Here is a 26,999-nt window from a genome sequence, read left to right on the forward strand (position 1 = left end):
GCCCGTCGCCCACCCGTGGCAGCGACAGCGCCCCCACGCACGGTGGAGATAGCAGCCCGTCGCCCACCCGCGGCGGCGACAGCACTCCCACGCACAGTGGGGATGGCAGCCCGTCGCCCACCCGTGGCAGCGACAGCGCCCCCACGCACGGTGGAGATAGCAGCCCGTCGCCCACCCGCGGCGGCGACAGCACTCCCACGCACGGCGGGGACAGCAGCCCGTCGCCCACCCGCGGCAGCGACAGCGCCCCCACGCACGGTGGGGATGGCACTCCTTCGCGCGCCGCTGACAGCCCGTCGCACGGCGGGGAAAGCGCGCCATCGCGAGCCACCGACGGCAGCCCGTCGCCCACCCGCGGGAGCGACAGCAGCCCCGCTCACGGCGGGGACAGCACTCCTTCGCGCGCCGCCGACAGCAGCCCATCACCCACCCACAGCGGGGAAAACGCACCTTCGCGAGCCACCGACGGCAGCCCGTCGCTCACCCGCGGCAGCGACAGCAGCCCCGCTCACGGCGGGGACAGCACTCCCTCGCGCGCCGCCGACAACGGTCCGGCGCCGAGTCGCGGCGAGGGTGGTGGCTCCTCGCCCGCCGGGCGGTCCGATGCCCCCGGCTCGCACGAAACCCCCAGCAGCGCCGCACCTCCGCGCACCGACGGTGCCACCACCGCCAGCGGCACCGCGCCGACCGCACCGCGGACCGGCGATCCCGGCACGGTTCCGTCGCCGCGTGGTGGGGATGGGGCCTCCTCCGTCCCGCCGCAGGGTGGCAGCCCGATGATGGGGGGCGGCATGCCGCCCGGCGGAACTCCCGGTGGCGGCCTCGGCGGCGGCTCCCCGCGCACCGGCGGCGGTGGCGGCTGGACCGGCACCCCAGGCAGTCCCGGCCACACCCCGGACGCACCCGGCCGCCCACGCGCAGGCAGCCCCGACGCCCGCACCGGCGCACCCGACGCACCCGGCCGTCCACGCACCGGCGCACCCGACGCACCCGGCCGCCCGCGCACTGGTGGGCCCGATCGGCCGCACACGCCGGAACCCGCCGCCCGGGGCTTCGGGCCCGGCACGCACGGCCCCGACACCCGGCCCGGCGGTCCCGGCCACACCGGTCCCGGCGGCACCCACGAGCACGGCACCCACGAAACCGGCCCCGGCCACCACGACCCGGACGGCGGCACTCCGCACCACGACTCCGCACCGCTCACCCCGGAAGAGGTCAACGCGCGGCACGCGGAAAGCACGCCCTCCGGCAGCTCCTACCACGCCGGCGACCCGGACATGGGCGACCTTCCGCACCGCGTGCTGCCCGACCCGGACGGGCGCTACACCGTCGACGTGCACGTCACCCCCGATGGGCACGCGCGCATCGGTGATCGGCTCTACACGCCCGAGGAGTTCGCGGACATCCTGCGCCGCAACGGTGACTACGATGGCCGGCCGATCCGGCTCATCGGGTGCGACGCCAGCTCCAACGACTTCGCGCACCGGCTTTCGCGGGAGCTCGACACCGAGGTCATGGCGCCGACCAAGCCCGCGTGGACCGACTCGCACGGGCGGGTCTTCTCCTCCGACTACGAGATCGGGCCGGACGGGAAGATGCGGCCGCGCATCCCGCCGGACGGCGAGTGGAACACCCACCACCCGGACGGCTCGTCGCACCGTGCCGGTGAAGACGGCTTCGCTCCCGACTCGCACCACGGCGACCAGCACGACGTCGACGCCGACAGCGCCCGGCACCGCGGCGACGACGACGGTTCGCCTTCGCACGCGGACGAAGATGACGACGACCTCTTCGACAGCAGTGCCTGGAACGACTACGAAGTCCCGCGCACCGACCCGAAGTTCGACGAGAAGTTCGTCGACTACGACCGGCCGGGGCACGAGCACCCGCACGACTCGCCGGAGAACCCGTACCACCGGCCGCCCGAGTCGCCGCAGGAGATCGCGTCCGGGCCGCGCGCGCGGGACCGCACCGAGCCGGGCGACTTCTCGACGCCGGTGCCGACCCACCCGAAGGTCCTCGCCGGCCACGAACTGAAGCCGAACACCGAATACCACGTGGTCAACCGGACCAGGAGCGGCGAGATCGCGTCCGAGACGCGCTTCTACACCGACGCCGAAGGCAAGATCAAGTGGGTGGAGGCCACGCCCGGCGGTGGGCGGACGGCGAGCGGCGCGAAGCTGCAGGCGAACCCGGACTTCAACTACCCGCTGCTGCCCGACTGCCAGTACCGCGTCGACAACTTCAACGACCCGTCGAAGAAGCTCGACTACCACACGGACGCCCGCGGCCAGACGGAAGCGGCGACCGGCCAGCCGGAATACCGCGCGTCGAACGAGGACTACCGCGACGCCGGCGGCAAGTACACCGGCCAGGGCCGGGCCGGGCACGAAGGCCAGAACGCCTACCGGGGCGACCCGCAGCACGGAGAAGTCCGGTGGGCGGGCGGTCACCTCATCGCCACCGAGGCCGGTGGCGCGCCGGGCTACGGCAACATGCACGGGCAGATGGCCGCGTCCAACAGCGGGCACGCGCGCGACGGCTGGGACCCGCCGGAGACCTGGCGGCGGCAGGAGGAACAGCTCGCCGCGTACCACAACCCGCCCGACCGCGAGGTCGAGCTGCTGCAGGTGAGCACGCCGCGGCGGGCCGACGGACTGTCCGAAGAGGACGTCATGCGGTGGCGGGTCACCGAGGTGGACCCGGAGACGGGCCAGCGGGTTTCCCGTGTCTACGAAAGGGTGTTCGTCAACGTGCCGGAGAACATCGACCCCAACGCGACGGTGAGGCGCTATGGCGAGCCCTGACGAGCTGATCCCGGCGATCTTCGCCGAGGTCGAGCGGGTGCTGCCGCCGGACTGGCGGCGCGCGACGTTCCGGGTCTGGGCGACGGTCGTCGCGTACCAGACCGAGCTGACGGTCGTCCTGGCGGACGGCAGCTCCCCCGAGGTCGCGCCGCCGGCGGTGACGAACGTGCTCGCGGCGCTGCGTGAGGCGATGTACCAGCCGGGCCGCGGCACCTGGTTCTCCGCGGTCTTCACGCTGCGCGCGGGCGAAGAGCCGGAGGCCACGTTCAACTACGACCAGGACCCGCGGTGGTTCCCGGAGCTGCCGCCGGTGGCGTTCGCGCGCGACCTCGCCGCGTTCCCGCGCGCGGACGAGTGGATCCCGGACTGGCTGCGCCGGGTGCTCGCCGACGCGGCGGCCATGGCGCCGGGTTCGGAAGACTAAGGTCGGATCGACGAATCTTCGCACCGGTGGACGAAAACGGAGGACCGGACAGCATGACGCTGACCCCCATCGAGCAGAACGAGCTGCTCGGCGAGATCTCGAAGATGCTCATCGACGCGGCGCCGCCGAACTGGCAGCGGCTGATCTTCGACTTCATGGCCGTCGGCAAGCACGTGAACGTCGGCATGGGTGCGGCGCTGGACAACGGCGCCCGGCAGTCCGTGCCCGCGCCGCGGGAGCTGTCGAAGCCGCTTTCCAAGCTGCGCCGCGGGATGTACGCCGACGGCCTCGGCACGTGGTACTCGATGGACATGGTGATCGACCGGCCCGACCGGTTCCACGCGCGCTTCAACCGGGACAACGAGCCGCCGTTCCAGACGCCGCCGGCCCCGGAGCAGTACGCGCTGGACCAGGAGCGCTTCCCGCGGACGCCGGAGAACATGCCGGAGTGGTTCCGGGCGAAGCTGCCGTCGTGAGCCGGCCGAACCGGAGGGGATGACCGTGAGCCAGCCACCGGGGCCGCCGCGCCCGGACCAGCAGCAGGAGATCGTCCGGCAGATCGGCATGGCGCTCGCCTCGCAGGCGCCGCCGGGCTGGCGGCAGCTGCGCGTCGAGTACCGCGCCGCGGGCCGGCACGTCGAGGCCGACCTGCTCGTGACGGGCCCCGACGGGCTGCCCCGGCCGGCGCAGCCGCACCCGGAAGCCGTGCGGCTGCTCGGGGTGCTGCGGTCGGGGATGTACCGGCCGGGCTTCGGCACCTGGCTGGGCGCGATCCTCGTCTTCGACCCCGCGCAGGCCCCGGACGTCGACTTCGTGCGGCCGGACCTCGAGCCGCCGTTCCGGCAGCGGCCGCCGGCGATCGGGTTCCAGGACGAGCTGCGGTTCTTCCCCCGCGCCGACGAGAACATCCCGGCGTGGCTGCGCGAGCGGGCCGGGATGGCGCGCGCCACCCCGCCGGTGGCCGACGGCGAGGTCCGCACGCCGCGGATCTACGACGGTCTCGACGCGTCGGGCAAGCCGCTCGTCCGCCGTCAGCCGCTCGTCCCGGCCGAGGCCGAACGGGTCCTGGCGTACCTCGACGCGGCGCCGGTCATCCTGGCCTCACGCAGCCACGGCCCCGACGCCTTCGCCCCGGAGCGCGAAGACGCCGTGCCGATGAACTTCCGCACCGACGGCGCGTGGGCCTGGCCCGGCGCGGTCGCGTACTACCTGCGCGAGCACGGCGTCCCGCCGGACCCGGACCTGGTCGCCCACATCCGGGCCCGCCGCTTCGCCGCGCCCACGGAAGTCCCCGAACCCGCCAAGGACCTCGCCCTGGCGGCGATCACCGGGGAACAGCCTCAGACGACGGTGTAACCGGCGTCCATGAGCGCGGCCTCGACCTCTTTGCAGTGCTCGGGTCCGCGGGTTTCCAGCGCCAGCACGACATCCGCCTCACCGAGGTCGAGGCTGCCGGAGATCCGGGAGTGCTCGACGTCGAGGACGTTCGCGCCCAGCCCGCTCACGCACGACAGCACGCCGACCAGCGACCCCGGGCGGTCCGGGACGCGCAGGTGGAGCCGCAGGTAGCGGCCGCCGGCGGTCATGCCGTGCTGGATGATCTGCAGGAGCAGCACCGGGTCGACGTTGCCGCCCGAGAGGATCGCGACCACCGGGGGCTCGAAGACGCCGGGGTGCTGCAGCAGCGCCGCGACCGTCGCCGCGCCGGCGGGCTCGACCACCAGCTTCCGGCGCTCCAGGCACAGCAGCACCGCGCGGGAGAGGGACTCCTCGGTCACCGTCACGACGTCGTCGACCAGCGACGCGACGTGCGCGAAGCTGACGGCGCCGGGCTCGCCGACCGCGATCCCGTCGGCCATCGTCGAGGTCGAGCTCAGCCGGAACGGCGCGCCCTGGGCCAGCGACGGCGGGTACGCCGCCGCCTCCTCGGCCTGCACCCCGACGACGCGGACGTCCGGGCGCACCGCCTTCACCGCCGACGCGACCCCGCCGACCAGTCCGCCGCCGCCGGTGGCGACCAGGATCGTCTTGACGCCGGGTACCTGCTCGAGGATCTCCAGGCCGACCGTGCCCTGACCGGCGATGACGTCCGGGTGGTCGAACGGGTGGATGAACACCGCCCCGGTGCGCTCGCCGAACTCGATCGCCGCGGCGAGGGTCTCCTCCAGCAGCGCGCCGTGGAGGTGGACGTCGGCACCGTAGCCGCGAGTGGCCGCGAGCTTCGGCAGCGGCGCCCGCAGCGGCATGAAGACGGTCGACTGGGCGCCGAGCAGCGACGACGCGAGCGCGACGCCCTGCGCGTGGTTGCCGGCACTGGCGGCGACGACGCCGCGGGCGCGTTCCGCCTCGCTCAGCCCGTGGATGCGGGTGTAGGCGCCACGGATCTTGAACGACCCCGTGCGCTGCAGGTTTTCGCACTTCAGGTGCACCGGACCGCCGTGGAGCCGGCGCAGGTCGCGCGCGTGCTCCATCGGCGTCACCCGGGTCACTCCGCGTAGGAGTTCCCGGGCGGCCTGGATCCGCTCGATGGTCACGAGTTCCATGGCCGGGATGATGCCACTCAGGAACTCCACAGGTTGACCGGGCGGGTGGCCGGGTACCCTGGGCGTGTCAACGCACGGTAAACAGGGAGCAACCATGGCACGGGGGAACGACGCGGACGCCGCCCGACGGAGTCGCGCGACCCGGTCGGCCGGCCTGCTCCCGCTCGTGATCGGCGTGGCCTCGGCGGCCGCGCTCACCGGTGCCGCGTACTTCACCGTGGGCAGCGCCTCGTGCGGCGCCCCGGCCCAGTACATCCGCCACGACAGCCACGTCGAGCTGGTCGGCGGCTGCGTGGACGGCTCGAAGCTGCCGGCGGCGGGCACGCCCAAGACGGGCGGCGTCGTGCACGGCAACTACAACCCCTGACCAGGTGGGTTACCCCGGTGTGCCCCCGGAACAGAAAAGTGCCTTCTTCCGCGGGGTTCCCGCGTCCCCGATGATCACCTCGTGACCACCGTCCACGAGCCCGGCCGCGGTCCGGGACCCGCCAAGCCCACCGAAGACGCGCTGAGCGAGCTGCTCCGCGGCCACAGCTTCGGGGCACTGGCCACGGTCAACCGGGCCGGCTTCCCGCACCTGTCGACCGTCGCCTACGCCTGGGACCCCGGGGAACGGGTCGTGCGGATCGGCTCGACGGCGGGCCGGGCGAAGGTCCGCCAGCTCGCCCGCGACCCGCACGCCTCGCTGTACGTCGGCAGCGACGACCACCTGGCCTTCGCCGTCGCGGAAGGCGTGGCCGAAGTGTCACCGGTGAGCGTGGTGCCGGGGGACGAGACCGGGCGGGCGCTGCTCGCGATGCAGGCACCCTTCACCGACCCCGCGGACGAAGCCGTGTTCCTGCGGAACATGGTCGAAGACCGCCGCGTGGTGATCACGCTCCGGGTGGAGCGCCTCTACGGCGGCGGTCTCGAGGTGAGCTGACCCGGGCGAGGGTCAGCCCAGTGCTTCGAGCAGGTCCGCGACCAGGTCGCGGCCGTCCTCGATGCCGACCGACAGGCGCAGCAGGTCGGCGGGTACCTGGAGGGTCGAGCCCGCCGTGCTCGCGTGGGTCATCTTGCCCGGGTGCTCGATCAGCGACTCGATGCCGCCGAGCGACTCGGCCAGGATGAAGAGCTTGGTGCGCGACGCCACCTCGAGCGCCGCCGCCTCGCCGTCCGCGTGGCTGAACGACACCATGCCGCCGAAGCGGCGCATCTGCTTCGCCGCCGTCTCGTGGCCGGGGTGGTCCGCCAGGCCCGGGTAGTAGACCTTCGCGACCTTGGGGTGCTTGAGCAGCGCCTGCACGACCAGCTCGGCGTTGTCGCTGTGGCGCTCCATGCGCAGGGCGAGCGTCTTGATGCCGCGCAGCGTGAGCCACGCGTCGAACGGCCCCGGCACCGCGCCCGCGGCGTTGCGCAGGTAGAACAGCTGCTCGCGCAGCTCGTCCTCGTTCGTGATCACCGCGCCGCCGACGACGTCGGAGTGGCCGCCGAGGTACTTCGTCGTCGAGTGCAGGACCACGTCCGCGCCCAGCGAGAGCGGGTTCTGCAGGTACGGCGTCGCGAAGGTGTTGTCGACCACCAGGCGCGCGCCGGCCTCGTGCGCGACCCCGGCCAGCGCCGCGATGTCGGCGATGCCGAGCAGCGGGTTGGTCGGCGTCTCGCACCAGATCAGCTTGGTCTCGGGCCGGATGGCCGCGCGCACCTCGTCGAGGTTCGCCAGGTCGGCGACGGTGTGCTCGACGCCCCACAGGCTGAGCACCTTGTCGATCAGGCGGAACGTGCCGCCGTACGCGTCGTTGCCGAGCACGAGGTGGTCACCGGGGCGCAGGGTACTGCGCAGCACCACGTCGGAGGCCGCCATGCCGGACGCGAAGGCCAGCGCGTGCCGGCCGCCTTCCAGCGAGGCCAGCGCCTCTTCCAGCGCCGAGCGGGTCGGGTTCGCGGTGCGCGAGTACTCGTAGTCGCCCTCGCGGGTCCCGCCCACGCCGTCCTGCGCGTAGGTCGAGGTCTGGTAGATCGGCACGATGACGGCGCCGGTGCGGGGGTCGGGCTTCTGACCGGCGTGGATCGCGCGGGTCTCGAATCCCAGTACGGAGTAGTCGTCCACCATTGGCTAAGCGTACGGCGACGCCCTGACATTCCCGTCAGGTGGGATGGATCTCAGCACCACACCACCGCGCGGTGGGCGCGGACACGGAGAGCAGCAACGTCGCCAGCGCGGGCGGCACCACGAGCGCCAGCGCCGTCAGCCCGCCCATCGCGAGGTCGCCGGGGCCGCCGAAGTCGACGAAGGTGAGCCCGGCCGCGGCGAGCGCCGTGGACGTCAGGGTGGCGAGCAGGGCGGCGGTGCTGCCGGCGATGCAGCCGATCCGGCCGGCCGGCTGCCGGCGCAGCAGCAGGACACCGCCGGGAACCAGCGCGGACGCGAGCACGACGTCGACCGCGGCGTGGACGCCGACCCGGCCCGCGTCCTCCGGGAACCGCACGAGTGCGACGACGTCCAGGACCAGCCCGACGAGGTAGAGCAGCCCGCCGAGCAGAGCGAGCACCGCCGCGGCGATGGCGGTCCGGCCTTCGGTCCCGGTCATGGCCACCGAGGATACGGCCGGTCACCGTCCGTGTTCGGAGCGGCCCGGTCACCAGGTCCGCGACGAATAGGCGCCCTGGCCCGACAGCACCGGCAGCGTCGGTGTGCGGTACCTCAGGTAGCGGAACGTCGGCGGCAGGAACGCCAGCACCAGGACGAGCACCGACAGCCCGGCGAGACCGACACGGTCCACCATCGCGAAACCGCCGTGGGTGAACATCGCGTCCGTGAACCGGGCCAGCGGGACCCCCACCGAAACCGGCTCGGTCAGCAGCGCCCCCATCGCCAGCAGCGCGCCGACGCCGAGCAGGACCGCGCCCGCCGTCGCGCGGAACAGCGTCACCAGCGCCCCCAGCAACAACACCAGCCCGGCGACGAGGTAGCCGGCCAGGTCCACCAGCACCAGAGCCGGCAACGCGCCGAGGCTGAATTCGGCGGGCATGTCGAGGAAAGTGCGGACCGGTACGAATCCCGACCCGGCCGCGGCCGCGAGACCGAGCAGCGCCGCGAGAACCGCCGTTACTCCGGATGGCCGAGCCGATGAATACGAATGCGAATGCGACACCGGGTAATGCGGACCGGTCACAACTCCCCCATCGGGCAGAACACGGGACGACGGCGCTCACCCTAGTCCGGAAACGGGAGGTGGAACGGAAAAACAACGGAATTCGGCCGGACGGCGGAACCCAAGATCATTTTTGTGCGGTAGCGGCAGAAATCCTGTCACGCGATCACCGCGACCGCGCCAACCCGTTTTTGTCCTGTTCGGACAATTGCGAATTCGGCTATAAATGCAGCGTGCCCCGGAGCCGAATGGCTCCGGGGCACGAGAAGCGGTGTACTAGTTCACCATTGCTGCTGAGGTGGCTGACCGGGCTGGCCGAAGCCCCCGCTCGGCGGGCCCTGCTGGCCCGGCGGCGGGCCGTAGCCCTGCGGCGGCTGCCCCGGCTGCTGCGGGTAGCCCTGCGGCGGCTGGCCCGGCTGGCCGTACCCGCCCGGCTGGTGCGGCTGCGGCTGCTGCGGGAAACCACCGCTCGACGGCTGCGGGAACCCGCCGCTGGACGGGTTGGGCCCGCCCGGCTGGCCGTACCCCGGCGGCGGACCGTAACCCTGCGGGGGCTGACCCGGCTGGCCGTAGCCACCCGGCTGACCCTGCTGGCCCGGCTGGCCGTAGCCACCCTGCTGGCCCGGCTGACCGAACTCGCCCGGCTGACCGAAGCCGCCACCCGGCTGGCCCGGCTGGCCGTAGCCCGGCTGCGGACCGGGCTGCCCCGGCTGGCCGAATCCGCCCGGCTGCTGCGGACCACCGAAGCCCGGGGGCGGGCCGCCGAAGCCCTGCGGCCCGGCCGGCGCGGCGGCGCCGCCGTCGAGACCGACGAACTTCGCGGTCGCCGGCAGGAGCCCGAGCACGCCGACGATCAGGATGAGCACGCCGAGGATCAACGGCGGGAGGCCGATGCCCGTGGCGTTCTCGATGTCCGCGCCGAGTCCCTTGAGCTGGTCGAGGAAAGCGGCGTTCGGGGTGGTCCCCACGAGGAGCAGCACCGAGAAGAGCGCGACCAGCGCACCGCTCGCGGCGACCGCGATCGGCAGGATCTTCTTCAGCGACGCGGGCAGTTTCCCGGCGAGCGCGAGGCCGGCGCCGGCCGCCAGCGCGACCAGGCTGAAGACCAGCAGCAGGATCACGTAGAACCACAGCGTGCCCGGCGAGGCGGTGCCCGCCTGGTCCAGGAACTTGTTGAGCGCGTCCTCGCTCGGCGCGCCCTCGAGGCCCTTCGCGTAGTCGCTGACGTCGCCGATGTAGACGAACGTGAAGATGAGCGCGACGAGGGCGAACACCGCGACGGCACCGCCGGCGATCAAGCCGAACATTCCGGGGCCGCCGCCTGAAGCCGGCGCACCGAACTGCGGCTGCTGCGGACCACCGAACCCGGGCTGCTGCGGGCCGCCGAAGCCGGGGCCGCCGAAGCCCTGCGGGGGCTGGCCCGGCTGGCCGTAGCCCGGGGGCGGGCCGGGCTGGCCGAACCCGCCCGGCTGACCGGGCTGGCCGTAGGCCCCCTGGTCGCCCGGCTGGCCGAAGCCGCCCGGCTGCTGGCCGAACGCCGCGGCCGGGTTGTCGGCCGCGCTCGGCGGCGGGGTGTACGGGATCGCCGGCGGCTGGGAGCCCGGCGGGACCAGCTGCGTGGAGTCCGCGACCGGGGCGTCGCCGCCGCCGACCGGGTTCACCATCTGGGTCGCGTTCGCGTCGACCGGCGGGACCACCTGGGTCGCGCCCGCCCCGCCGTCACCCGGCTGGACCGGCTGGACGACCTGGGTCGGCTCCGGCGTCTCACCGAACGGCGAGCCGCCCTGGTGCGGCTGGCCCGGCTGCACGACCTGCGTCGGTTCCGGGCTGCCGAACGGGTCGTCCTGCTGCGGCTGGGGGCCACTCGGCGGGCCTTGAGGTGGCTGGCCGCCACCCCACGGCTGGTTCGGTGGCTGCGGTGCACTCATGTGGGTCTTGAACCCCCTTGACGAGGACGCGAAAGTGTTCTATTCGCGTCCACGCTATCGGATCACCCGGCAGGTCGCTCGTAACGCCCCTGCCGGGTCCGCCGATTAAGATTTTTCTGGGCAGCCGTTCACCGGCCGGCCAGAAAGCCCAGGAGGTCGTGCCGGGTGACGACCCCGGCCGGCTTGCCGTCGACCAGCACGAGCGCGCCGTCCGCGCCCTCGAGCGCGGTCATCGCGGCCCCCACCTGCTCGCCGCCGCCGATGGTCGGCAGCGGCGGGGACATGTGCCGGTCGAGCCGGTCGGCGAGCTGGGCCTTGCCGGTGAACAGCGCGTCGAGCAGGTCGCGCTCGTTGACCGCGCCGACGACCTCGGCGGCCATCACCGGCGGCTCGGCGCTGACCACCGGCATCTGGCTGACGCCGAACTCCGCGAGGATCGCGATGGCTTCGGCGACCGTCTCGTTCGGGTGCGAGTGCACGAGGGCGGGCAGGTGACCGCTCTTCTTCGTGAGGACGTCCGCGACCGTCGCGCCCGAGGAGTCGGGCGGCAGGAAGCCGTAGGAGGACATCCAGGTGTCGTTGAAGACCTTCGTCAGGTAGCCGCGGCCGCCGTCGGGCAGCAGCACGACCACGACGTCGTCCTCGGTGAGCCGCTCGGCGAGCTTCAGCGCGGCGGCGACGGCCATCCCGCAGGAACCGCCGACCAGCAGGCCTTCCTCGAGCGCGAGCCGCCGGGTGATCTGGAACGAGTCGGCGTCGGAGACCGGGATGATCTCGTCGGCGATGTTCCGGTCGTAGGTGTCCGGCCAGAAGTCCTCGCCGACGCCCTCCACCAGGTACGGCCGGCCGCTGCCGCCGGAGTAGACCGAGCCCTCCGGGTCCGCGCCGACCACCTGCACGCGGCCGTCGCTGACCTCCTTGAGGTACTTGCCGGTGCCGGAGATGGTGCCGCCGGTGCCGACGCCCGCGACGAAGTGCGTGATCTTGCCTTCGGTCTGCGTCCACAGCTCCGGGCCGGTGGAGAGGTAGTGGCTCTCGGGGTTCTGCGGGTTGGCGTACTGGTTGGGCTTCCAGGCGCCGTCGATCTCGCGCACCAGGCGGTCGGAGACGTTGTAGTAGGAGTCCGGGTGCTCGGGCGCGACCGCCGTCGGGCACACCACGATGCGGGCGCCGTACGCCTTGAGCACGTTGCGCTTGTCTTCGCTGACCTTGTCCGGGCAGACGAACACGCACTGGTAGCCCTTGCGCTGCGCGACCATGGCGAGACCGACCCCGGTGTTGCCGGACGTCGGTTCCACGATCGTGCCGCCGGGGCGCAGCTCGCCGGAGCGCTCGGCCGCCTCGATCATGCGCAGCGCGATGCGGTCCTTGACCGAGCCACCCGGGTTCAGGTACTCGACCTTGGCCAGCACGAGCGGCTTGAGCCCCTTGGTCAGTGAGTTCAGCTTGACCAGCGGGGTGTTGCCCACGAGGTCTGCGATGTGCTCTGCGTACTCCACGGCGCCAGCCTAAACGGCCGACCCGTGGCCCTGTCCACTCGTGGGCGCCGGCCCGGGTGGGTCTCCGGGTGCGCGCCGGCGATGCCGGGCCGCGAGCCGCGAGGTCGGACCGCCCGGCGAAGAACCCGAAGCGGCCACCAAGCCGCGTGTCCACGCCGGTTCCGGCCCGAGGGCCGCCGCACGCCGAGCCGTCATCCCGTCCCGGAGGTGCCACCCGGTGCCGGCCGTGCTCCGACACCCCGTCCGCAGGAGCGTGGTCATCGCCGTTCACCTCCCGGTCAGGAAGGGCGATCCCGTTCCTTGACGGGACGATCTCGCCGGCTCACGGGTTGCCCCGTTCCGGAAGTCAGCCGGGTTCTTCGTGGACGAGGGCGGCCCACTCCGGCTCGTCCGGGATCGGTTCCGCGCGCCACCCCGGCGGCCAGCGGCGGCGCGGCCCGCGGTCGGCGCGGGTGAACGCACCGGTCAGGCGCACTTCCGTGCGGCGCCCGAAGTCGACGCCGCCCGCGAACCGCGCCCCCGCGAACGATTCCCCGGTGCCTTCGAAAACCACGGACCGGAAGTCCGCCGTCTCCCGGAACTCCGCGTTCTTGAAATCGGCCTTGCCGGTGAACGTCGTGTTCCGGAACGCCGTGGCGCCGGTGAACGTGACGTCGAGGAACACCGCCGAGCGCACCCGGCAGTGCGTGAACGTCAGCTTGACCAGCGTGGCGCCGACCAGGTCGAGGTCGATGTCCGGCCAGAAGGCCGGGTCCTCGCGACGCAGGTGCAGGATCAGGATCCGCTGGGCGGTCAGCCGCACCTGCAGCTCGCCGGGCGTCTCCGGCGACTCGTCGTCCGGGTCGAAGGGCATCCGAAGGTACGCGCACAGGACGTTGACGATGGTCTGCCGCTGCGGCTCGTAGTCCTGGGCCAGGCGTTCGAGCGCGTAGAGGCCGGCGAGGCGGACCGGGGCCTTTTCGCTGCCGAGCTGGTCGGCGGCCTTGCTGTACATCTCGGTGACGCGGCGCTCGGTCGCGTCGTGGTCCTTCTGGACGAGGTCGAGCTCGGCCGAGCGCTGCCGGCGGGCGGCGAGCAGCAGCGCGGCGGCGCCCCCGGCGCCGACGACGATGTTGGCCGCGGTCCTCAGCGCGTCGAGCCGGACGGAGTCCTCGGGCCGGCCGCTGCCGAGCAGGACCAGCAGCAGCGTGGCCGCCAGCGCGGCGGTCAGCAGCAGCCCGGCGCCCCACAGGAGGATCGTCCGGGTCTTCAGTACGCGCTCGACCTCGTTCGCCACAGAGGTCGATAGTGCCAGGAGTGGCGCAGATCGCGTTCGACTTTGCCGGCGGCGTCCGGCGCGGCACTATGGTGAGCGCACGCTTAGCTCGCCGATACGAGGATGTGTCCGCCATGCCCGAAGCCGTCATCGTCTCCACCGCTCGCTCGCCGATCGGCCGCGCCGGGAAGGGTTCGCTGGTCAGCATGCGGCCCGACGACCTGACCGTGCAGATGATCCAGGCGGCGCTGGCCAAGGTGCCGCAGCTCGACCCCGCCGACATCGACGACCTGATGCTGGGCTGCGGCCTGCCGGGCGGCGAGTCCGGGTTCAACATGGGCCGCGCGGTCGCCGTCGAGCTCGGCTACGACCACCTGCCCGGCTGCACCATCACCCGCTACTGCTCGTCGAGCCTGCAGACCACGCGGATGGCGTTCCACGCGATCAAGGCGGGCGAGGGCGACGTCTTCATCTCGGCCGGCGTCGAGACCGTGTCGCGGTTCGCCAAGGGCAGCTCGGACTCGTGGCCGGACACGCACAACCCCCTGTTCGCCGACGCCGAGAAGCGCACCGTCGCGACCGCCGAGTCGGGCACCGACAGCTGGACCGACCCCCGCGAAGACGGCCTGGTCCCCGACGTCTACATCGCGATGGGCCAGACCGCGGAGAACCTGGCGCGGCTGAAGGGCGTCACGCGCGAGGACATGGACGAGTTCGGCGTCCGCTCGCAGAACCTGGCCGAGAAGGCCATCGCGGACGGCTTCTGGGCCAAGGACATCACCCCGGTGACGCTCCCGGACGGCACGGTCGTCTCGAAGGACGACGGCCCGCGCGCGGGCGTGTCCCTCGAAGGCGTCTCCGGGCTGAAGCCGGTGTTCCGCCCGGACGGCCGCGTCACGGCGGGCAACTGCTGCCCGCTCAACGACGGCGCGGCCGCGGTGGTCGTCATGTCGGACGTGAAGGCGCGCGAGCTGGGCCTGACGCCGCTGGCGCGGATCGTCTCGACGGGCGTCACGGGCCTTTCGCCGGAGATCATGGGCTACGGCCCGGTGGAGGCGTCGAAGCAGGCGCTTTCGCGCGCGGGGCTGTCGATCGGCGACATCGACCTGGTGGAGATCAACGAGGCGTTCGCGGCGCAGGTGATCCCGTCGTACCGCGACCTGGGCATCGAGCTGGACCGCCTGAACGTCAACGGCGGCGCGATCGCGGTGGGCCACCCGTTCGGCATGACGGGCGCGCGCATCACCTCGACGCTGATCAACTCCCTGCAGCACCACGACAAGCAGTTCGGCCTGGAGACGATGTGCGTCGGCGGCGGCCAGGGCATGGCGATGATCCTGGAGCGCCTTTCCTGACCCCGGCTTCGTGAGTGGTCAGGGCGGTCGGAACCGCTCTGACCACTCACGACCAGCCGTGGCAGACCCCGCTAGTGGACCATTGCCGGCGGGGCGGCCACCTCGCCGTCTTCGGAGCCGGCCGGGGTGGCCGGTTTCGTCTTGGGCAGGAACAGCGCCGGGATCACGCACAGGACCACCAGGACCAGGGACCAGACGAACGTCGTCGAGAACGCGTCCGCTGCCAGCACCGTCGCCGCCGTGTGGGACTGGGGGTTCATGATCGCCGCCGTGGCCGCGAGCTGGCCCTGGGCCGTCGGGACGCCGAACTTGCCCGCCAGCAGCGCCGCCAGGACCGTGGCCATCGCCGCCGAGCCGATCGCGCCCGCCGTCTGCTGGACGATGTTCGTCGCCGTCGAGGCCCGGGCCATGTCCTTCGGCTGCAGCGTCTGCAGGGCCGACGTCGTGATCGGCATCATCGTGCAGCCCATGCCCAGGCCCATCACGAACAGCGCCGACAGCAGCGCCCAGTACGGCGTGGTCGCCGTGACCTGCGTCAGCACCGCCATCGAGCCGATGATCAGCACCAGGCCCGGCAGCACGATCTTGCGCGCGCCCACCTTGTCGGCCAGCCGGCCGGTGACCGGCATCATCAGCATCGCGCCGAAGCCCTGCGGCGCCAGCAGAAGCCCGGCGTGCAACGTCGTTTCGCCGCGCACCAGCAGGAAGTACGTCGGCAGCAGCATCATCCCGCCGAGGAACGCGACGAAGAACAGCGACATCGTCACCATCGCCACGGCGAACGACCGGTTCTTGAACAGCCGCAGGTCCACCAGCGGGTTCGCCACGCGCAACGCGCGCAGCACGAACGCGACCAGCAGCACCAGCCCGGCCAGCGCCGGCAGCCACACCTCGACGGCGCCGACCCCGCCCGCGGACGGGATCTTCGAGACGCCGAAGATCAGCGCCGCCAGCCCTGGCGACACCATCAGCATGCCCGCGAAGTCGAAGCGCGAAGCCGCCTCCGGCTCGTCCTTCGGCAGCACGCGCCACGCCAGCAGCAGCGTGACCACGCCGATCGGCACGTTGATGAAGAAGATCCAGCGCCAGCTCACCGCGTCGACCAGCCAGCCGCCGAGGATCGGGCCGCCGATCGGGCCGAGCAGCATCGGCACGCCCAGCACCGCCATCACGCGCCCGATCCGCTGCGGGCCCGCCGCGCGGGTCAGGATCGTCATGCCGCACGGCATCAGCATGCCGCCGCCGAAGCCCTGCAGGACGCGGAAGAGGATCAGCGTCTCGATGTTCCAGGCCGCGCCCGCGAGCATCGAACCCGCCAGGAACAGCACGATCGCGACCATGTAAAGACGCTTGGTGCCGAACTTCTCGGACGCCCAGCCGGTGACCGGGATCACGGTGGCCAGCGCCAGCAGGTAGCCCGTGGCGACCCACTGGATGACGTCGAACGACGTCGAGAACTCGATCGTCAGCTTCTGCAGCGCGACGTTGACGACCGTGGTGTCGAGGATCGCCATGATGGCGCCCAGGACGACCACGGAAGCCACCTTGAGCACCCCGGCGTCGAGCGCGTCACCGTTCGGCGCCGAGCCGGTTCTTTGCGTAGTCATAAGGAGATTTCCCCCGGTTTCGTGGATTCGTCCGCGAGCGTACCGGGGGCCTCCGACAAAAACCGCTCAGCAGATGCTGTCCGTCGGCACCGGGTTCGCCAGCCCGAACAGCGGCCGCAGCTTCACTCCGATCCACGTGCCGCCGAGCGCGAACACGCCCCACAGCCAGCCGTGCAGGCTGCCGGTCGAGATGCCGCCGAGGTACGCGCCGATGTTGCAGCCACCGGCCATGCGCGCGCCGACGCCCATCATGATCCCGCCGAGGACCGCCGCGACGGCCGTGCGCCACGGGATCGAGCTGTGGATCTTCCAGGCGCCCGCGGCCGCGGCGGCCACCGCCGCGCCGATCATGATCCCGATGTCGGTGAGGCTGTTCTTGTCCTTCCAGATCGGGCCGGCCAGCGACGTCGCGTTCGCCTTCTGCCGCCAGAACTCCCACGTCTCCGGGTGCAGCCCGAACACCTGCAGGATCTTGGCTCCCCACAGGGAAAACGCGCTCGTGACGCCCCAGATCCCGCCGGACACCAGGAACACCGCGCCCGCGAGCACGCCGAGCACGACCGCACCGGTGAGCATCGGCCACGAGCCGCGGAAGATCCGCGCGATGCCGCGCGCGGTCGGCACGGCGTCCACCGGCGGCGGCGTGCGACGGCGCTGCACCACGCGGGTGACGAGCACGATCCCGGCGAGCACGGCGATCGTGATCACCCACGAGCCGAACCAGCCGACGTGGTCGGCCAGCAGCACGCCCTTCAGCTCCGGCCACCCGCTCAGCACCGGGTACGCCCAGGTGTAGAGCACGGACCCGGCGACGAACCCGCCCAGCGTCAGGACGATCGCCGACTGGCCGGACCCGACCGCGAACAACGTGCCGGACGCGCACGCGCCGCCGAGCTGCATGCCGATCGCGAAGAGCGTCGCGCCGACGAAGAGGGCGAGGCCGAGCGGGCTGGCCGCCGGGGCGGGCTTGCTGCCGAAGAGCCCGCTGCCGGTGCCGGCGATCAGCGCGATCAGCGTCGCGGCCGTGCCGAGCAGGACGGTGTGGGCCCGCAGGCCCTGGCCGTTGCCGACGGCGATCAGCTGTCGCCACGCGGACGTGAAGCCGAACCGCGAATGGAACAACGCGAGCCCGAGGCCCAGGCCGAGCAGGAGGAGGACGCCGAACTTGGCGCCGTAGGACGCCCACACGTACCAGGTCAGGCCCACCGCGAGGACGCCGGCGACGGCCAGCGGCACGACGCGGGCGGGCTCCTCCGGCCGCGGCACGGGCGCGGCGCAGGAGGTGGGGAAGTCGAGGAACTTCTTTTCCCCGGCGGGGGATTCGGTCGTCGCCACCGGAACTCCAGGCTAGGACGGGCAGGACGACTCAAATTAGGTCCGGTGATCGCTTCGGCGCAGCCCGTCGCACAGTGTGGGACGAACGGAGCAATCCGGGTACGCCGAAGGCCCCTCCGCGAGCGCGCGAAGGGGCCTTCGAACGGGAGTTATTCGTTGGTCTTGACGCACATCGTCGTCGCCGGCTCCGGGTAGATCGCGACGCGCGTGGCGTCCGTGCCCTCGCAAGCGCTTTCGCTCGCCTGACCGGTGGCGACCTTCACGATCTCCGCGTCCTTGGCGGGGTCGGCACACGGGACCTTCTGGTAGCCCTTGGTCTTCGAGCTGAAGTTCGCCAGGCAGTCGCCCTGCTTCGCGTTGATCATCAGGCACAGCTTGTACGAGCTGCGGCCGCTCACCGAGTAGGTGTCGTAGCCGGAGTCGGCGCCGCCCGGGCAGGCCTGGCTCGAGCTGTCCAGCTTGACGCCGATCTTGACGTTGGCCTTCGGGTCGGCGCAGTCGGCCTTCGCCGGGTCGTCGCCGCCCTGGACGAACTCGGTGATCGAGAGGCAGTCGCCGACGGCCGAGCTGGCCGGCGAGTTGCTGAAGGACACGATACCCACGACGATCGCCACGATCACGACGACGCCGATGATGCCGAACCGGATGATCGCGCCGGTCTTCGACTTCTTCGGCACCGGCGGCGGACCGTACTGGCCCGGCTGCCCGGGCGGGAACTGCCCCGGCGGCGGGCCGTACGGGCCGGGCTGGCCCTGCGGCGGAGTGCCCGGCGGCGGGCCGTACTGGCCCGGCTGGCCGAACTGCTGCGGCTGACCGCCCGGAGGCGGCCCGTACGGATCGGGCTGACCCACCGGCTGCTGGCCCCCGGGGGCCGGAGGGGGAACGCTCACTGTGAACCTCACACATGTGAAATGAAGAACCGACCGGCACATCAAACACGCAGGGTGAGCATGAACGGCAGCGGGGTCCCCAAATGCATGAATTACCCACAGAAAAGGCGCCCCGTTGGTTACGGAGCGCCTTCACTGCGGGACTGTGAGCCAGGTTACTCGCGGAGGTAGGACAGCAGCCGCAGGATCTCCAGGTACAGCCAGACGAGCGTCGTCATCAGGCCGAACGCGGTGTACCAGGCCCACTTCGACGGCATGCCCTCGCGGATCATCCGGTCCGCCTGGTCGAAGTCGAGCAGGAAGCTGAACGCCGCGATGCCGATGCACAGGATGCTGAAGGCGATGGCGAGCGGGCTGCCGTCGCGCAGCGGGTTGAACCCGAAGGCGAACGAGCTGATCAGGTTGAACAGCATCAGGATCGCGACGCCGAAGACGGCCCCGACGATCCACTTGGTCAGCTTCGGCGTCACCTTGACCGCGCCGGTCTTGTAGACCACCAGCATGCCGACGAAGACACCGACGGTGCCGATGATCGCCTGCAGCGCGATGCCCGGGTAGACGACCTCGAACACGCCGCTGAGCGCGCCGAGGAAGAGCCCTTCGGCCGCCGAGTACACGAGCGTCAGCGGGCCGCTCGGCTTCCGCTTGAAGATGATCACCAGCGAGATGACGAGCCCGACGAGCAGGCCGCCGATCATCGCGCCGATCAGGGCGCCGGAGAGCCGGCCGGTCTCGGCCAGCGTGTTCTGGGCCCAGATCGCGGTGATGATGCCGACGACGAGCGCGACGGCGAGGCTCATGCCCGTCTTGATGACGACGTCGTCCACGGTCATCGGGCGGTCGCCCTCGCCGGAGGTGACCTGGCCGGGTCCGTACCCGGGCACGCCGCCCTGGGTCTGGTTGAAGCCCACCGGGGGGCCGTACTGGCCGTATGTCTGCGTTCCGCCGTGCGGCAGGTTGCGGAACGCCGGGTTGCTACTGGAACGCACCTGATCCTCCTGGATCTGCTGCTTCGTGGATCGACGCTGCATGGGGTTCAACGACCGCCGGAGCCGGGCGGTTCCCGTCGAGTAAAGACGACTTTACTCGACGGCGGGCCACTGGCCTCGGTGGACACGGTATGCGACGGAGATCACGACCGTTCGGCGACCGCCACCCGAAGGGCGGTAGACGGTCCGGGTCTGCTCGGGCCACGCTCACCTGGCGTGCACGATCGTTCACCGAACGCGTGCCGGGGAGTTGATCAATCGCGTGACCTGCGGAGACGGACCGTCGTCGCCGCACGTCCCGACGGAGGGGCCTGCACACCATGGGGTGGTCGACACATCCGCGCGCGGTTCGCCGCGTGCTCACCGGACTGATCGCCACGGTCCTGCTGGGCCTGCTCTCCGTGACGGCCGGCGCCCCCGCGGCGTCCGCCGGCGTCCAGGAGGGAATCGGCAACCGGGCCGGCGGCCAGCAGGGCACGGACAAGAAGGTCTGGCTCGGGTCCTACGTCGTCGGCGGGCAGCAGGTCTTCTGCGTGAGCTTCCTGCTGCGGGCCCCCGACACCGGCGAGGTCTACAAGCCCGGCGACGAGCTGCTGACGAAGTGGGGCACCAAGCTGCCCGCCGACCAGGCGGCGAACATCTCCTACCTGCTCCTGCGCTACGGCGACACCAAGAACCCGGACGAGGCGACCGCGCTCGCGCACCTGCTGCACTCGTGGACCGCGGCGCCGCGCACGCCGGCGGACCTGAACCCGGACCTGCCCGTCGACAAGATCGCCTACGACGCGCCCGGGCACCTCGCGTACCTGCGCGAGAACCTCGCCGGCGCCGCGAGCGCGGTCGACCGGCTGAAGGCCGAAGCGGAGGCCAACCGCGGCCCGTGGACCGCGTCGATGACCACGCCGAAGGGCGACCAGCACCTCGGCGAGCCCGCCGAGTGGACCGTCACGGTCAAGAACGCCGGGGGCAAGGGCGTCCCGGACGTCCCGGTGAAGCTGACGGCGACCGCCGCGACGCTCGGCGAAGCGGATACAGCGGGCAGCGCGGGCAACTCGAGCCCGCAGGGCGCCGCGAAGGACGTCACCCTCAAGACCGGTGCCGACGGCACGGTGAAGGTGAAGCTGACCCCGGCCGGTGACCAGCCGAAGCTGGTGGCGTCGCTGGCCGCGCCCGCCGACCGGCCGTACGTGCGGGTGCCGGTGAACACCGGCGTCCAGCGGGTCGTCTCCACCGGCGGTGAAAAGGAACTGACCGCGCAGGGTGTCGTCAACGTCGCGAAGCCGGGCAAGGTCCAGGTGACCAAGACCGACGCGAACACCGGCAAGGGCGTCGGCGGCGCCGTCCTGCGGGTCACCGGCAAGGACAGGACCTCGCCCGCGCTCGGCCAGGACGGCAAGCCGCTCACCGGCGCCGACGGGAAGCCCGCGGTCGTCACCACCGACGGCGCGACCGGCGGCGTGACGGTCGAGAACCTGCGCGCGCCGCAGGAAATCTGCGTCGTCGAGGCCGGGCCGCCGCCGGGTTACACGAACGCCTACGACCCGCAGAACCCGCCGTCGGCGTGCGGCACGGTCAAGCCGGGCGAGACGCTCGCGCTGACCGTGGTGAACAAGCCGAACGAAGTGCCGCGCGCGATCCCGGCCGGCGACCGGCCGGTCACGCAGGCGCGGGGCGCGGTCGAGACGAGCTACTCGGTGCCGGGCCTGGCCGGGCTCGGCCTGCTGGTGCTGCTGGGCGCCGGGCTGGTCGGCTTCGCCGCGCGGCGGGCGTCGCGGAGGTAACCGGCGTGGCAGGCAAGGGCCGGCTCGCCGCCGGCTTCGCACTCGGCGCGGCGACGGTGCTCGCCGTCCAGTTCGGCGCGTCCGTCGCCGCCTCGCCGCCGGTGAGCGTGGTGGCCGGGACGGCGCTGCCCGCCGCGCTCTCTGCACCATCGCCTTCGCCCGCCCCGCCGCCGGTGACCCCCGCGGCCCCGGCGGCGCAGACGCCGACGTCGGTCCCGCCGGCGCCGCCACCGCCTCCGCCACCGCAGGGGCGGGGCACCGTCCGGCTGCCCGCGGGCGGGACGGCCACGCTGGTGCGCAAGGACCTCGGCCCCGGCGGCGAGCTGCCCATCCCCGCCGACCTCGGCCAGGCGACGTGGTGGGGCGCCGGGCTCGACGCGGCGGGCGGCGCGAGCGTCTTCGCCGGGCACGTCAACTGGCGGGGCGCGACCGGGCCGTTCGCCGAGCTCTGGACCACGGACATCGGCGGCCTGGTGACCATTGTGGACAGCGCGGGCCGGACCTGGCGCTACCGGGTTTCCCAGCTGCTCACGGTGCACAAGGACGACCTGGCCGCCCGGGCCGACGACCTGTTCGGCCAGTCCGGCCCGCACCGGGTGGTCCTGGTGACGTGCGGCGGCCGCTGGGTCGGCGGCGCGGAGGGCTACGAGGAGAACCGCGTCGTCGTCGCGGACCCAGCCTAAGTTACCGGTGAGTAACTTCACGTCCCGCCACGGTGGTCAGTGACGCCCGCATGCAGCACAATGCCCAGGGTCAGGCAGCGGCGGTGAGAGGTGTGAAGACGATGGCGACGTTCTTGGTGACCGGGGCGACCGGACTGATCGGGCGCCAGTTCACCCGGCTGCTGCTCTCCCGGCCCGACGCCGACCGCGTCGCGCTGCTGGTGCGCGCATCGAGCCGGGCCAAGCTGGCCGCGCTGGTCGACCAGTGGCCGCACTCCGACCGCGTCACGCTGGTCACCGGGGACCTCGGTGAGCCGCTGCTCGGGGTGTCCGAAGCGGACCGCGAGGAGCTGCGCGGCCACGTCGACCACGTCGTGCACCTCGCCGCGCTCTACGACCTCACCGCCGACGACGAGGAAAGCATCAAGGCCAATGTGGACGGCACGCGCAGCGTCGTCGACCTCGCCGCGGACCTGCGCGCCGGCTGCCTGCACCACGTCTCTTCCGTGGCCGTCGCGGGCGACCACGAAGGCGTCTTCACCGAGGAGATGTTCGACGCCGGGCAGCGGCTCGTCACGCCGTACCACCGGACGAAGTTCGAGGCCGAGAAGATCGTCCGCGAACAGGACCGGGTGCCGTGGCGGGTGTACCGGCCCGCCGTCGTCGTCGGGAACTCCGAGACCGGCGAGATGGACAAGGTCGACGGCCCCTACTACCTCTTCCCCGCGATCAGCAGGCTCGCCGGGCTGCCGGACGTGCTGCCGATCGTCGGCCCGGACCTCGGCGACACCAATATCGTGCCGGTCGACTACGTCGCCAAGGCACTGCTGGAGCTGGTGGTCAAGCCCGGGCTCGACGGCCGCGCGTTCCACCTGGTCAACCCCGAGCCGCAGCCGGTCGTCTCGGTCTACAACGCCTTCGCGAAGGCCGCGGGCGCGCCGACGATCACCGCGCAGCTCGGCGAAGGCCTCTCGAAGCGGATCGTCGGGCTGGTCAAGCTGACCGAGCACATCCCGGGCGTCACCATCGCGCGCGACGCCGTGCTCGAGCGCTTCGGCATCCCGCCGGTGCTGCTGGAGACGATGGCGTTCCCGTCGGTGTTCTCCTCGGCCGAGACGCGCAAGGCGCTCGCGGGCAACGTCGAGGTCCCGCGGCTGGAGGAGTACGCGCCGGCGCTGTGGCGCTACTGGCGCGAGCACCTCGACCCGTTCCGCGCGCGCAAGCACGGCCCGCGCGGCGAGCTGGACGGCCGCCGCGTGATCATCACCGGCGCGTCTTCGGGCATCGGCCGGGCGACGGCGCTGAAGGTCGCGGCCGCCGGCGGTGTCCCGCTGCTGGTGGCGCGCCGCCAGCACGAGCTCGAAGAGGTCCGCGACGAGATCGTCGCCGCCGGCGGCACCGCGTCGGTGTACCCGGCCGACCTGACCGACGAGGACTCGGTGCACAAGGCCGTCGACGCGATGCTGGCCGAGCACGGCCGGATCGACATGCTGGTCAACAACGCCGGCCGGTCGATCCGCCGGTCGATCCGGCTGTCGTACGACCGGATGCACGACTACGAGCGCGCGATGGCGATCAACTACTTCGGCGCGGTCCGGCTGATCCTCGCCGTGCTGCCGCACATGTCGGAGCGGAAGTTCGGGCACATCGTGAACGTGTCGTCGATCGGCGTCCAGGGCATCGCGCCGCGCTTCTCGGCGTACGCGGCGTCGAAGGCCGCGCTGGACTACTTCTCGCGCATCGCGGCGACCGAGACGCACGGCGACGGGATCACCTTCACCACGATCCACATGCCGCTGGTGCGCACGCCGATGATCCGCCCGACGAAGATCTACGACGCGTTCCCGACGAAGTCGCCGGAGCAGGCCGCGGACATGGTGCTGAAGGCGCTCGTCGAGCGGCCCAAGCACATCGGCACGCCCGCCGGGCAGGCGATCGGGCTGGCCTACACGCTCACGCCGGGCCTCACGGACGCGATCGCGTACCAGGGGTTCCGGATCTTCCCGGACTCGGCCGCGGCGGGTGGTTCGGGCGGGCTCAAGATCGGACGTGGCGAGAAACACCTCTCGCGCGCGGCGATGGCGTTGGCCCGGCTTTCGCGCGGCTTCCATTGGTGACCCTGCCGTTGGTGACTCTGCGTTTCCCGGGTGCGGCCGTTCCGGCGACTCGCCGCCGGAACGGCGACACGTGTTGGTGATTTGTTAAGCCGAAGGGCGTAAGCGGTGCGTGCCCGGGTACGGTCGGGCCCATGGTTCCTGAGCGCGACCCCGCCGCAAGCGCCCTCAACGGCCTCCTCCCCCTTCGTCGTGAGTACACGCAGGCCTGGCACGGCTACGACCGCAACGAGGTGCGGCAGTACCTCGACCACGTCGAGGCGCAGCTGCGCCGCGTCCTCAGCGAGCGCGACACCGCGGTGCAGCAGGCCGCGGCCGCGGCCCGCGAAGCCGAGTCCGTCCGGCAGCAGGTCGCGTCCCTCGAAGCCCGCATCGAGGAGCTGAAGAAGCCGCCGGAGCGGCTCGAGGACCTCGACGAGCGGATGCAGCGCACGGTGACCCTCGCCCAGGCTCGCGCGGACGAGATCATCAAGCGCGCCGAGGCCGCCGCGGAGAAGACGTGGGCGGGCTCGACCGAGGCGTCGACGAAGCTGCGTGAGCGCTACTCGAAGCTCGTCGCGGAGCTCGACAAGCAGGCCGACCTGCTGCACTCGGAGCACGAGAAGGCGCTGTCCGAGACGCGCGCCGAGGTCCAGCGGCTCACGGTCGAAGCGGCCCAGCGGCGGGAACTGCTCGACAACGAGGCGGAGCGCAAGCGGCGGAAGCTGGAGCGCGAGTTCGAGGCGTCCCAGGCGGCCCAGAAGGCGGCGCTGGAGAAGCACGTCGCGGACCAGCGCACGGCGAGCAAGAACCAGGCCGAGCGCCGGCTCGCGGAAGCGACCGCGGAGGCCAAGCGGCGGCTCGACGAGGCGACGGCGGAGGCGAAGCGCCGCCTCGACGAGGCGACCACCCAGGCGGCCCAGCGCACGACCGCGGCGAACCGCAAGGTCGAGCGGCTGGCGGAGATCCGCGAGCAGGCCCGCAAGAGCCTGGCGCAGGCCGAGGACATCCTCAACCGCAGCGAGACGCAGCTGGCGACGCTGCCCGAGGAGGCCGTGATCCCCCAGGCGTCCAAGCTCGTGGGCGGCGACACGCCCGACTCCCAGACCACTCCGGCCGCGCCAGTGGTCCCGGTGGTGCAGCCGTCGATCCCGTCGGCGGCGAAGCCGGCGGTCAAGGCCGCGGCGCCGGCCCCCAAGCCGGCGGTCAAGCCGGGGAACTCCCACGGCCCGGCGACCAAGCCGGCCAACGGGAACGGCAACGGCGCCAAGCCGCTGTCGCCGACGGCGAGCAAGCCCGGCTCCTGAGCAGTTCGTGAAGCCCACCTTGCGAGTTCCGCAAGGTGGGCTTCACGGCGTCCGGGGGCGTCAGCCGCGGGCGGTGCGGGGCCAGGGGTTGGCCGACTCCAGCTGGGCCGCCAGGCCGAGCAGCAGCGACTCCTCGCCCGGCCGCGCGATCAGCTGGACCGACGTCGGCAGCCCGGACCGGACCGAGCGGCCGACCGGGACCGTGATCGCCGGGTAGCCGGCGAGGTTCCACTGCCCGGTGAAGCCGGCCAGGCGCGTCGACGGCAGGACGTTCGTCAGCCACCGCCGCTCGTGCCAGCGCCCCGCCTTCACCGGCCAGTGCGACAGCGTCGGCGTCATCAGGACGTCGTGCGCCGCGAAGTACTCCTCCGCGCGGGCGACCCACCGGTCGCGGGTGCTCGACCGGATCAGGCCCGCGCGCATCAGCAGCCGGCCCGCCCGCACGTGCGTGCGCGTCCGGCGCTGGAAGCGGCGGAAGTCGAAGTCGCGGGCCTGGACGGCCGGGCCCGCGCACCAGCGGGCCGTCATGCCCGCCACCATCGTCGCCGGGTAGCGCGGGGCCGACGGCGAGATCGCGTGGCCCGCCGAGGCGAGCAGGCCCGCCGCCTGGGAGACCGCCGCGACCAGTTCTTTCGGGACGGGCGTGCGCAGCAGCGGCACGGTCGTCGTCATGCCGATCCGCACGGACGACGGCGAAGGCACCGCGGCCAGGTCCGGGGCGCCGGCCAGCACCGAGAACAGCAGCGCCGCGTCGGCGACCGTCGTGGCCAGCGGGCCGTGCACCGACATGCCGAACCAGCCGCCCTCCGACAGCGGGCCCGCGCCCGGCTTCAGCCCGACCAGGCCGCACATCGCCGCCGGGAGGCGGACCGAGCCCATGCCGTCCGTGCCGTGGGCCAGCGGGACCAGCCCGGCCGCCACGGCCGCCGCGCTGCCGCCGGACGAGCCACCCGACGCGTACGTCGGGTCCCAGGGGTTGCGGGCGATGCCGTCCGGGGTGTCGCTCATCGGCCAGACGCACAGTTCCGGCACCCGCGTCAGCCCGACGAGCACCGCGCCGGCCGCGCGCAGCCGGGCCGCGATCACGCCGTCTTCCTCGAACCGCGCGGACGGCCCCGCCTCGGAACCGTGCGAGGCGAACTCGCCCGCGATCGCGGTGACGTCCTTGACGGCCACGGGCACCCCGGCCAGCGGCAGGGACGCGAGATCGGGCCGCGCGGCCACCTCGGCGGCCTCCGCCAGCGCCTCGTCGGCGCGCACCCGGCGGAAGGCGCCGACGACGCCGTCCGCCGCGGCGATCCGGTCGAGGGCTTCCTTGGTCACGTCCACCGGGTCGAGCTGCCCGGCCCGGACGGACGCCGCGATCTCCGCTGCGGTCAACACCATGATC

The 26,999-nt window shown here is 72.5% G+C and carries 23 protein-coding genes; 11 read left to right on the top strand and 12 right to left on the bottom strand.

Annotation, left to right across the window (positions count from 1 at the left end; all coding sequences use genetic code 11):
* Positions 1-776 precede the first annotated feature (776 nt).
* From ACWEN0_RS02485 to ACWEN0_RS02500, 4 genes are read left to right on the top strand one after another with little or no spacing between them, the layout of a single operon-like run.
* A complete protein-coding gene (locus ACWEN0_RS02485) occupies positions 777-2,807 on the top strand; it encodes a hypothetical protein (RefSeq protein WP_451968238.1) in 2,031 nt (676 codons plus the stop codon).
* Positions 2,794-3,231 (top strand): hypothetical protein, encoded by a 438-nt coding sequence (locus tag ACWEN0_RS02490; RefSeq protein ID WP_451968239.1) that lies wholly within the window; start codon positions 2,794-2,796, stop codon positions 3,229-3,231. The genes ACWEN0_RS02485 and ACWEN0_RS02490 overlap by 14 nt, the downstream gene beginning before the upstream one ends.
* 53 nt (positions 3,232-3,284) lie before the next feature.
* The gene (locus ACWEN0_RS02495; protein ID WP_451968241.1) at positions 3,285-3,707 is read left to right on the top strand and encodes a hypothetical protein; all 423 of its coding nucleotides are present in this window, start codon (positions 3,285-3,287) and stop codon (positions 3,705-3,707) included.
* 25 nt (positions 3,708-3,732) lie between these two features.
* Positions 3,733-4,587, top strand: coding sequence for a ferredoxin (locus tag ACWEN0_RS02500; protein ID WP_451968242.1), 855 nt, complete (start codon positions 3,733-3,735; stop codon positions 4,585-4,587).
* Here ACWEN0_RS02500 and ilvA read toward each other — a convergent pair.
* Positions 4,572-5,774, bottom strand: a complete 1,203-nt coding sequence (ilvA, locus tag ACWEN0_RS02505; protein ID WP_451968244.1) for a threonine ammonia-lyase — start codon at positions 5,772-5,774, stop codon at positions 4,572-4,574. The two genes, ACWEN0_RS02500 and ilvA, sit on opposite strands and share 16 nt — an antisense overlap.
* Before the next feature lie 94 nt (positions 5,775-5,868).
* On the opposite strand from ilvA, the gene ACWEN0_RS02510 reads away from it, so the two are divergent.
* Both ACWEN0_RS02510 and ACWEN0_RS02515 read left to right on the top strand, forming a co-directional pair.
* Positions 5,869-6,141 carry a hypothetical protein gene (locus ACWEN0_RS02510; protein WP_451968246.1) on the top strand — a complete coding sequence of 91 codons (273 nt, stop codon included), beginning with the start codon at positions 5,869-5,871 and terminating at the stop codon, positions 6,139-6,141.
* Positions 6,142-6,222: 81 nt separating this feature from the next.
* Positions 6,223-6,696: a TIGR03618 family F420-dependent PPOX class oxidoreductase gene (locus tag ACWEN0_RS02515; protein WP_451968248.1), complete on the top strand. Its 474-nt coding sequence runs from the start codon at positions 6,223-6,225 to the stop codon at positions 6,694-6,696.
* A 12-nt stretch (positions 6,697-6,708) separates the two neighbouring features.
* On the opposite strand, the gene ACWEN0_RS02520 is transcribed toward ACWEN0_RS02515, so the two are convergent.
* The 6 genes from ACWEN0_RS02520 to ACWEN0_RS02545 all read right to left on the bottom strand — a co-directional run bounded on the left by ACWEN0_RS02520 (position 6,709) and on the right by ACWEN0_RS02545 (position 13,611).
* Positions 6,709-7,866 carry a cystathionine gamma-synthase gene (locus ACWEN0_RS02520; protein ID WP_451968250.1) on the bottom strand — a complete coding sequence of 386 codons (1,158 nt, stop codon included), beginning with the start codon at positions 7,864-7,866 and terminating at the stop codon, positions 6,709-6,711.
* Between the two features lie 34 nt (positions 7,867-7,900).
* Positions 7,901-8,344, bottom strand: a complete 444-nt coding sequence (locus ACWEN0_RS02525; protein ID WP_451968252.1) for a hypothetical protein — start codon at positions 8,342-8,344, stop codon at positions 7,901-7,903.
* A 48-nt stretch (positions 8,345-8,392) separates the two neighbouring features.
* A complete protein-coding gene (locus ACWEN0_RS02530; protein ID WP_451968254.1) occupies positions 8,393-8,785 on the bottom strand; it encodes a hypothetical protein in 393 nt (130 codons plus the stop codon).
* Between the two features lie 404 nt (positions 8,786-9,189).
* Positions 9,190-10,836 (bottom strand): hypothetical protein, encoded by a 1,647-nt coding sequence (locus tag ACWEN0_RS02535; RefSeq protein ID WP_451968255.1) that lies wholly within the window; start codon positions 10,834-10,836, stop codon positions 9,190-9,192.
* Positions 10,837-10,964: 128 nt separating this feature from the next.
* Positions 10,965-12,335: a cystathionine beta-synthase gene (locus ACWEN0_RS02540; RefSeq protein ID WP_451968257.1), complete on the bottom strand. Its 1,371-nt coding sequence runs from the start codon at positions 12,333-12,335 to the stop codon at positions 10,965-10,967.
* A 346-nt stretch (positions 12,336-12,681) separates the two neighbouring features.
* Entirely contained in the window at positions 12,682-13,611 is a 930-nt protein-coding gene (locus ACWEN0_RS02545; protein ID WP_451968259.1) for a pentapeptide repeat-containing protein, read from the bottom strand.
* 113 nt (positions 13,612-13,724) lie between these two features.
* Here ACWEN0_RS02545 and ACWEN0_RS02550 point away from each other — a divergent pair, with 113 nt between their 5' ends.
* Positions 13,725-14,945, top strand: a complete 1,221-nt coding sequence (locus ACWEN0_RS02550; protein ID WP_451968261.1) for an acetyl-CoA C-acetyltransferase — start codon at positions 13,725-13,727, stop codon at positions 14,943-14,945.
* Between the two features lie 71 nt (positions 14,946-15,016).
* Here ACWEN0_RS02550 and ACWEN0_RS02555 read toward each other — a convergent pair whose 3' ends face one another.
* From ACWEN0_RS02555 to ACWEN0_RS02570, 4 genes are all read right to left on the bottom strand, one after another.
* Positions 15,017-16,552, bottom strand: coding sequence for a DHA2 family efflux MFS transporter permease subunit (locus tag ACWEN0_RS02555; RefSeq protein WP_451968263.1), 1,536 nt, complete (start codon positions 16,550-16,552; stop codon positions 15,017-15,019).
* Between the two features lie 66 nt (positions 16,553-16,618).
* On the bottom strand, positions 16,619-17,887 hold the full coding sequence (locus ACWEN0_RS02560; protein ID WP_451968265.1) for a YeeE/YedE family protein: 1,269 nt from the start codon (positions 17,885-17,887) through the stop codon (positions 16,619-16,621).
* Between the two features lie 149 nt (positions 17,888-18,036).
* Entirely contained in the window at positions 18,037-18,738 is a 702-nt protein-coding gene (locus tag ACWEN0_RS02565; RefSeq protein ID WP_451969815.1) for an LppU/SCO3897 family protein, read from the bottom strand.
* A 194-nt stretch (positions 18,739-18,932) separates the two neighbouring features.
* A complete protein-coding gene (locus tag ACWEN0_RS02570) occupies positions 18,933-19,766 on the bottom strand; it encodes a Bax inhibitor-1/YccA family protein (RefSeq protein ID WP_451968267.1) in 834 nt (277 codons plus the stop codon).
* A gap of 320 nt (positions 19,767-20,086) precedes the next feature.
* Between ACWEN0_RS02570 and ACWEN0_RS02575 the strand changes: the two genes are divergently transcribed.
* From ACWEN0_RS02575 to ACWEN0_RS02590, 4 genes are all read left to right on the top strand, one after another.
* Positions 20,087-21,547 (top strand): MSCRAMM family protein, encoded by a 1,461-nt coding sequence (locus ACWEN0_RS02575; RefSeq protein WP_451968269.1) that lies wholly within the window; start codon positions 20,087-20,089, stop codon positions 21,545-21,547.
* A gap of 5 nt (positions 21,548-21,552) precedes the next feature.
* The gene (locus ACWEN0_RS02580) at positions 21,553-22,230 is read left to right on the top strand and encodes a class F sortase (protein WP_451968271.1); all 678 of its coding nucleotides are present in this window, start codon (positions 21,553-21,555) and stop codon (positions 22,228-22,230) included.
* A gap of 101 nt (positions 22,231-22,331) precedes the next feature.
* Positions 22,332-24,326, top strand: a complete 1,995-nt coding sequence (locus tag ACWEN0_RS02585) for an SDR family oxidoreductase (protein WP_451968273.1) — start codon at positions 22,332-22,334, stop codon at positions 24,324-24,326.
* 131 nt (positions 24,327-24,457) lie between these two features.
* Entirely contained in the window at positions 24,458-25,609 is a 1,152-nt protein-coding gene (locus tag ACWEN0_RS02590) for a cell division protein DivIVA (protein ID WP_451968275.1), read from the top strand.
* Between the two features lie 60 nt (positions 25,610-25,669).
* On the opposite strand, the gene ACWEN0_RS02595 is transcribed toward ACWEN0_RS02590, so the two are convergent.
* Positions 25,670-26,995: an amidase gene (locus ACWEN0_RS02595; protein WP_451968277.1), complete on the bottom strand. Its 1,326-nt coding sequence runs from the start codon at positions 26,993-26,995 to the stop codon at positions 25,670-25,672.
* Positions 26,996-26,999 lie beyond the last annotated feature (4 nt).

The sequence above is a fragment of the Amycolatopsis sp. NPDC004378 genome (assembly GCF_053602455.1).

Coding starts and splice junctions, on each gene's coding strand:
- ACWEN0_RS02485 (WP_451968238.1), top strand. CDS start 777: ATGATGGGGGGCGGCATGCCGCCCGGCGGAACTCCCGGTGGCGGCCTC.
- ACWEN0_RS02490 (WP_451968239.1), top strand. CDS start 2,794: ATGGCGAGCCCTGACGAGCTGATCCCGGCGATCTTCGCCGAGGTCGAG.
- ACWEN0_RS02495 (WP_451968241.1), top strand. CDS start 3,285: ATGACGCTGACCCCCATCGAGCAGAACGAGCTGCTCGGCGAGATCTCG.
- ilvA (WP_451968244.1), bottom strand. CDS start 5,774: ATGGAACTCGTGACCATCGAGCGGATCCAGGCCGCCCGGGAACTCCTA.
- ACWEN0_RS02510 (WP_451968246.1), top strand. CDS start 5,869: ATGGCACGGGGGAACGACGCGGACGCCGCCCGACGGAGTCGCGCGACC.
- ACWEN0_RS02520 (WP_451968250.1), bottom strand. CDS start 7,866: ATGGTGGACGACTACTCCGTACTGGGATTCGAGACCCGCGCGATCCAC.
- ACWEN0_RS02525 (WP_451968252.1), bottom strand. CDS start 8,344: ATGACCGGGACCGAAGGCCGGACCGCCATCGCCGCGGCGGTGCTCGCT.
- ACWEN0_RS02530 (WP_451968254.1), bottom strand. CDS start 8,785: ATGCCCGCCGAATTCAGCCTCGGCGCGTTGCCGGCTCTGGTGCTGGTG.
- ACWEN0_RS02535 (WP_451968255.1), bottom strand. CDS start 10,836: ATGAGTGCACCGCAGCCACCGAACCAGCCGTGGGGTGGCGGCCAGCCA.
- ACWEN0_RS02550 (WP_451968261.1), top strand. CDS start 13,725: ATGCCCGAAGCCGTCATCGTCTCCACCGCTCGCTCGCCGATCGGCCGC.
- ACWEN0_RS02555 (WP_451968263.1), bottom strand. CDS start 16,552: ATGACTACGCAAAGAACCGGCTCGGCGCCGAACGGTGACGCGCTCGAC.
- ACWEN0_RS02575 (WP_451968269.1), top strand. CDS start 20,087: ATGGGGTGGTCGACACATCCGCGCGCGGTTCGCCGCGTGCTCACCGGA.
- ACWEN0_RS02585 (WP_451968273.1), top strand. CDS start 22,332: ATGGCGACGTTCTTGGTGACCGGGGCGACCGGACTGATCGGGCGCCAG.
- ACWEN0_RS02590 (WP_451968275.1), top strand. CDS start 24,458: ATGGTTCCTGAGCGCGACCCCGCCGCAAGCGCCCTCAACGGCCTCCTC.
- ACWEN0_RS02595 (WP_451968277.1), bottom strand. CDS start 26,995: ATGGTGTTGACCGCAGCGGAGATCGCGGCGTCCGTCCGGGCCGGGCAG.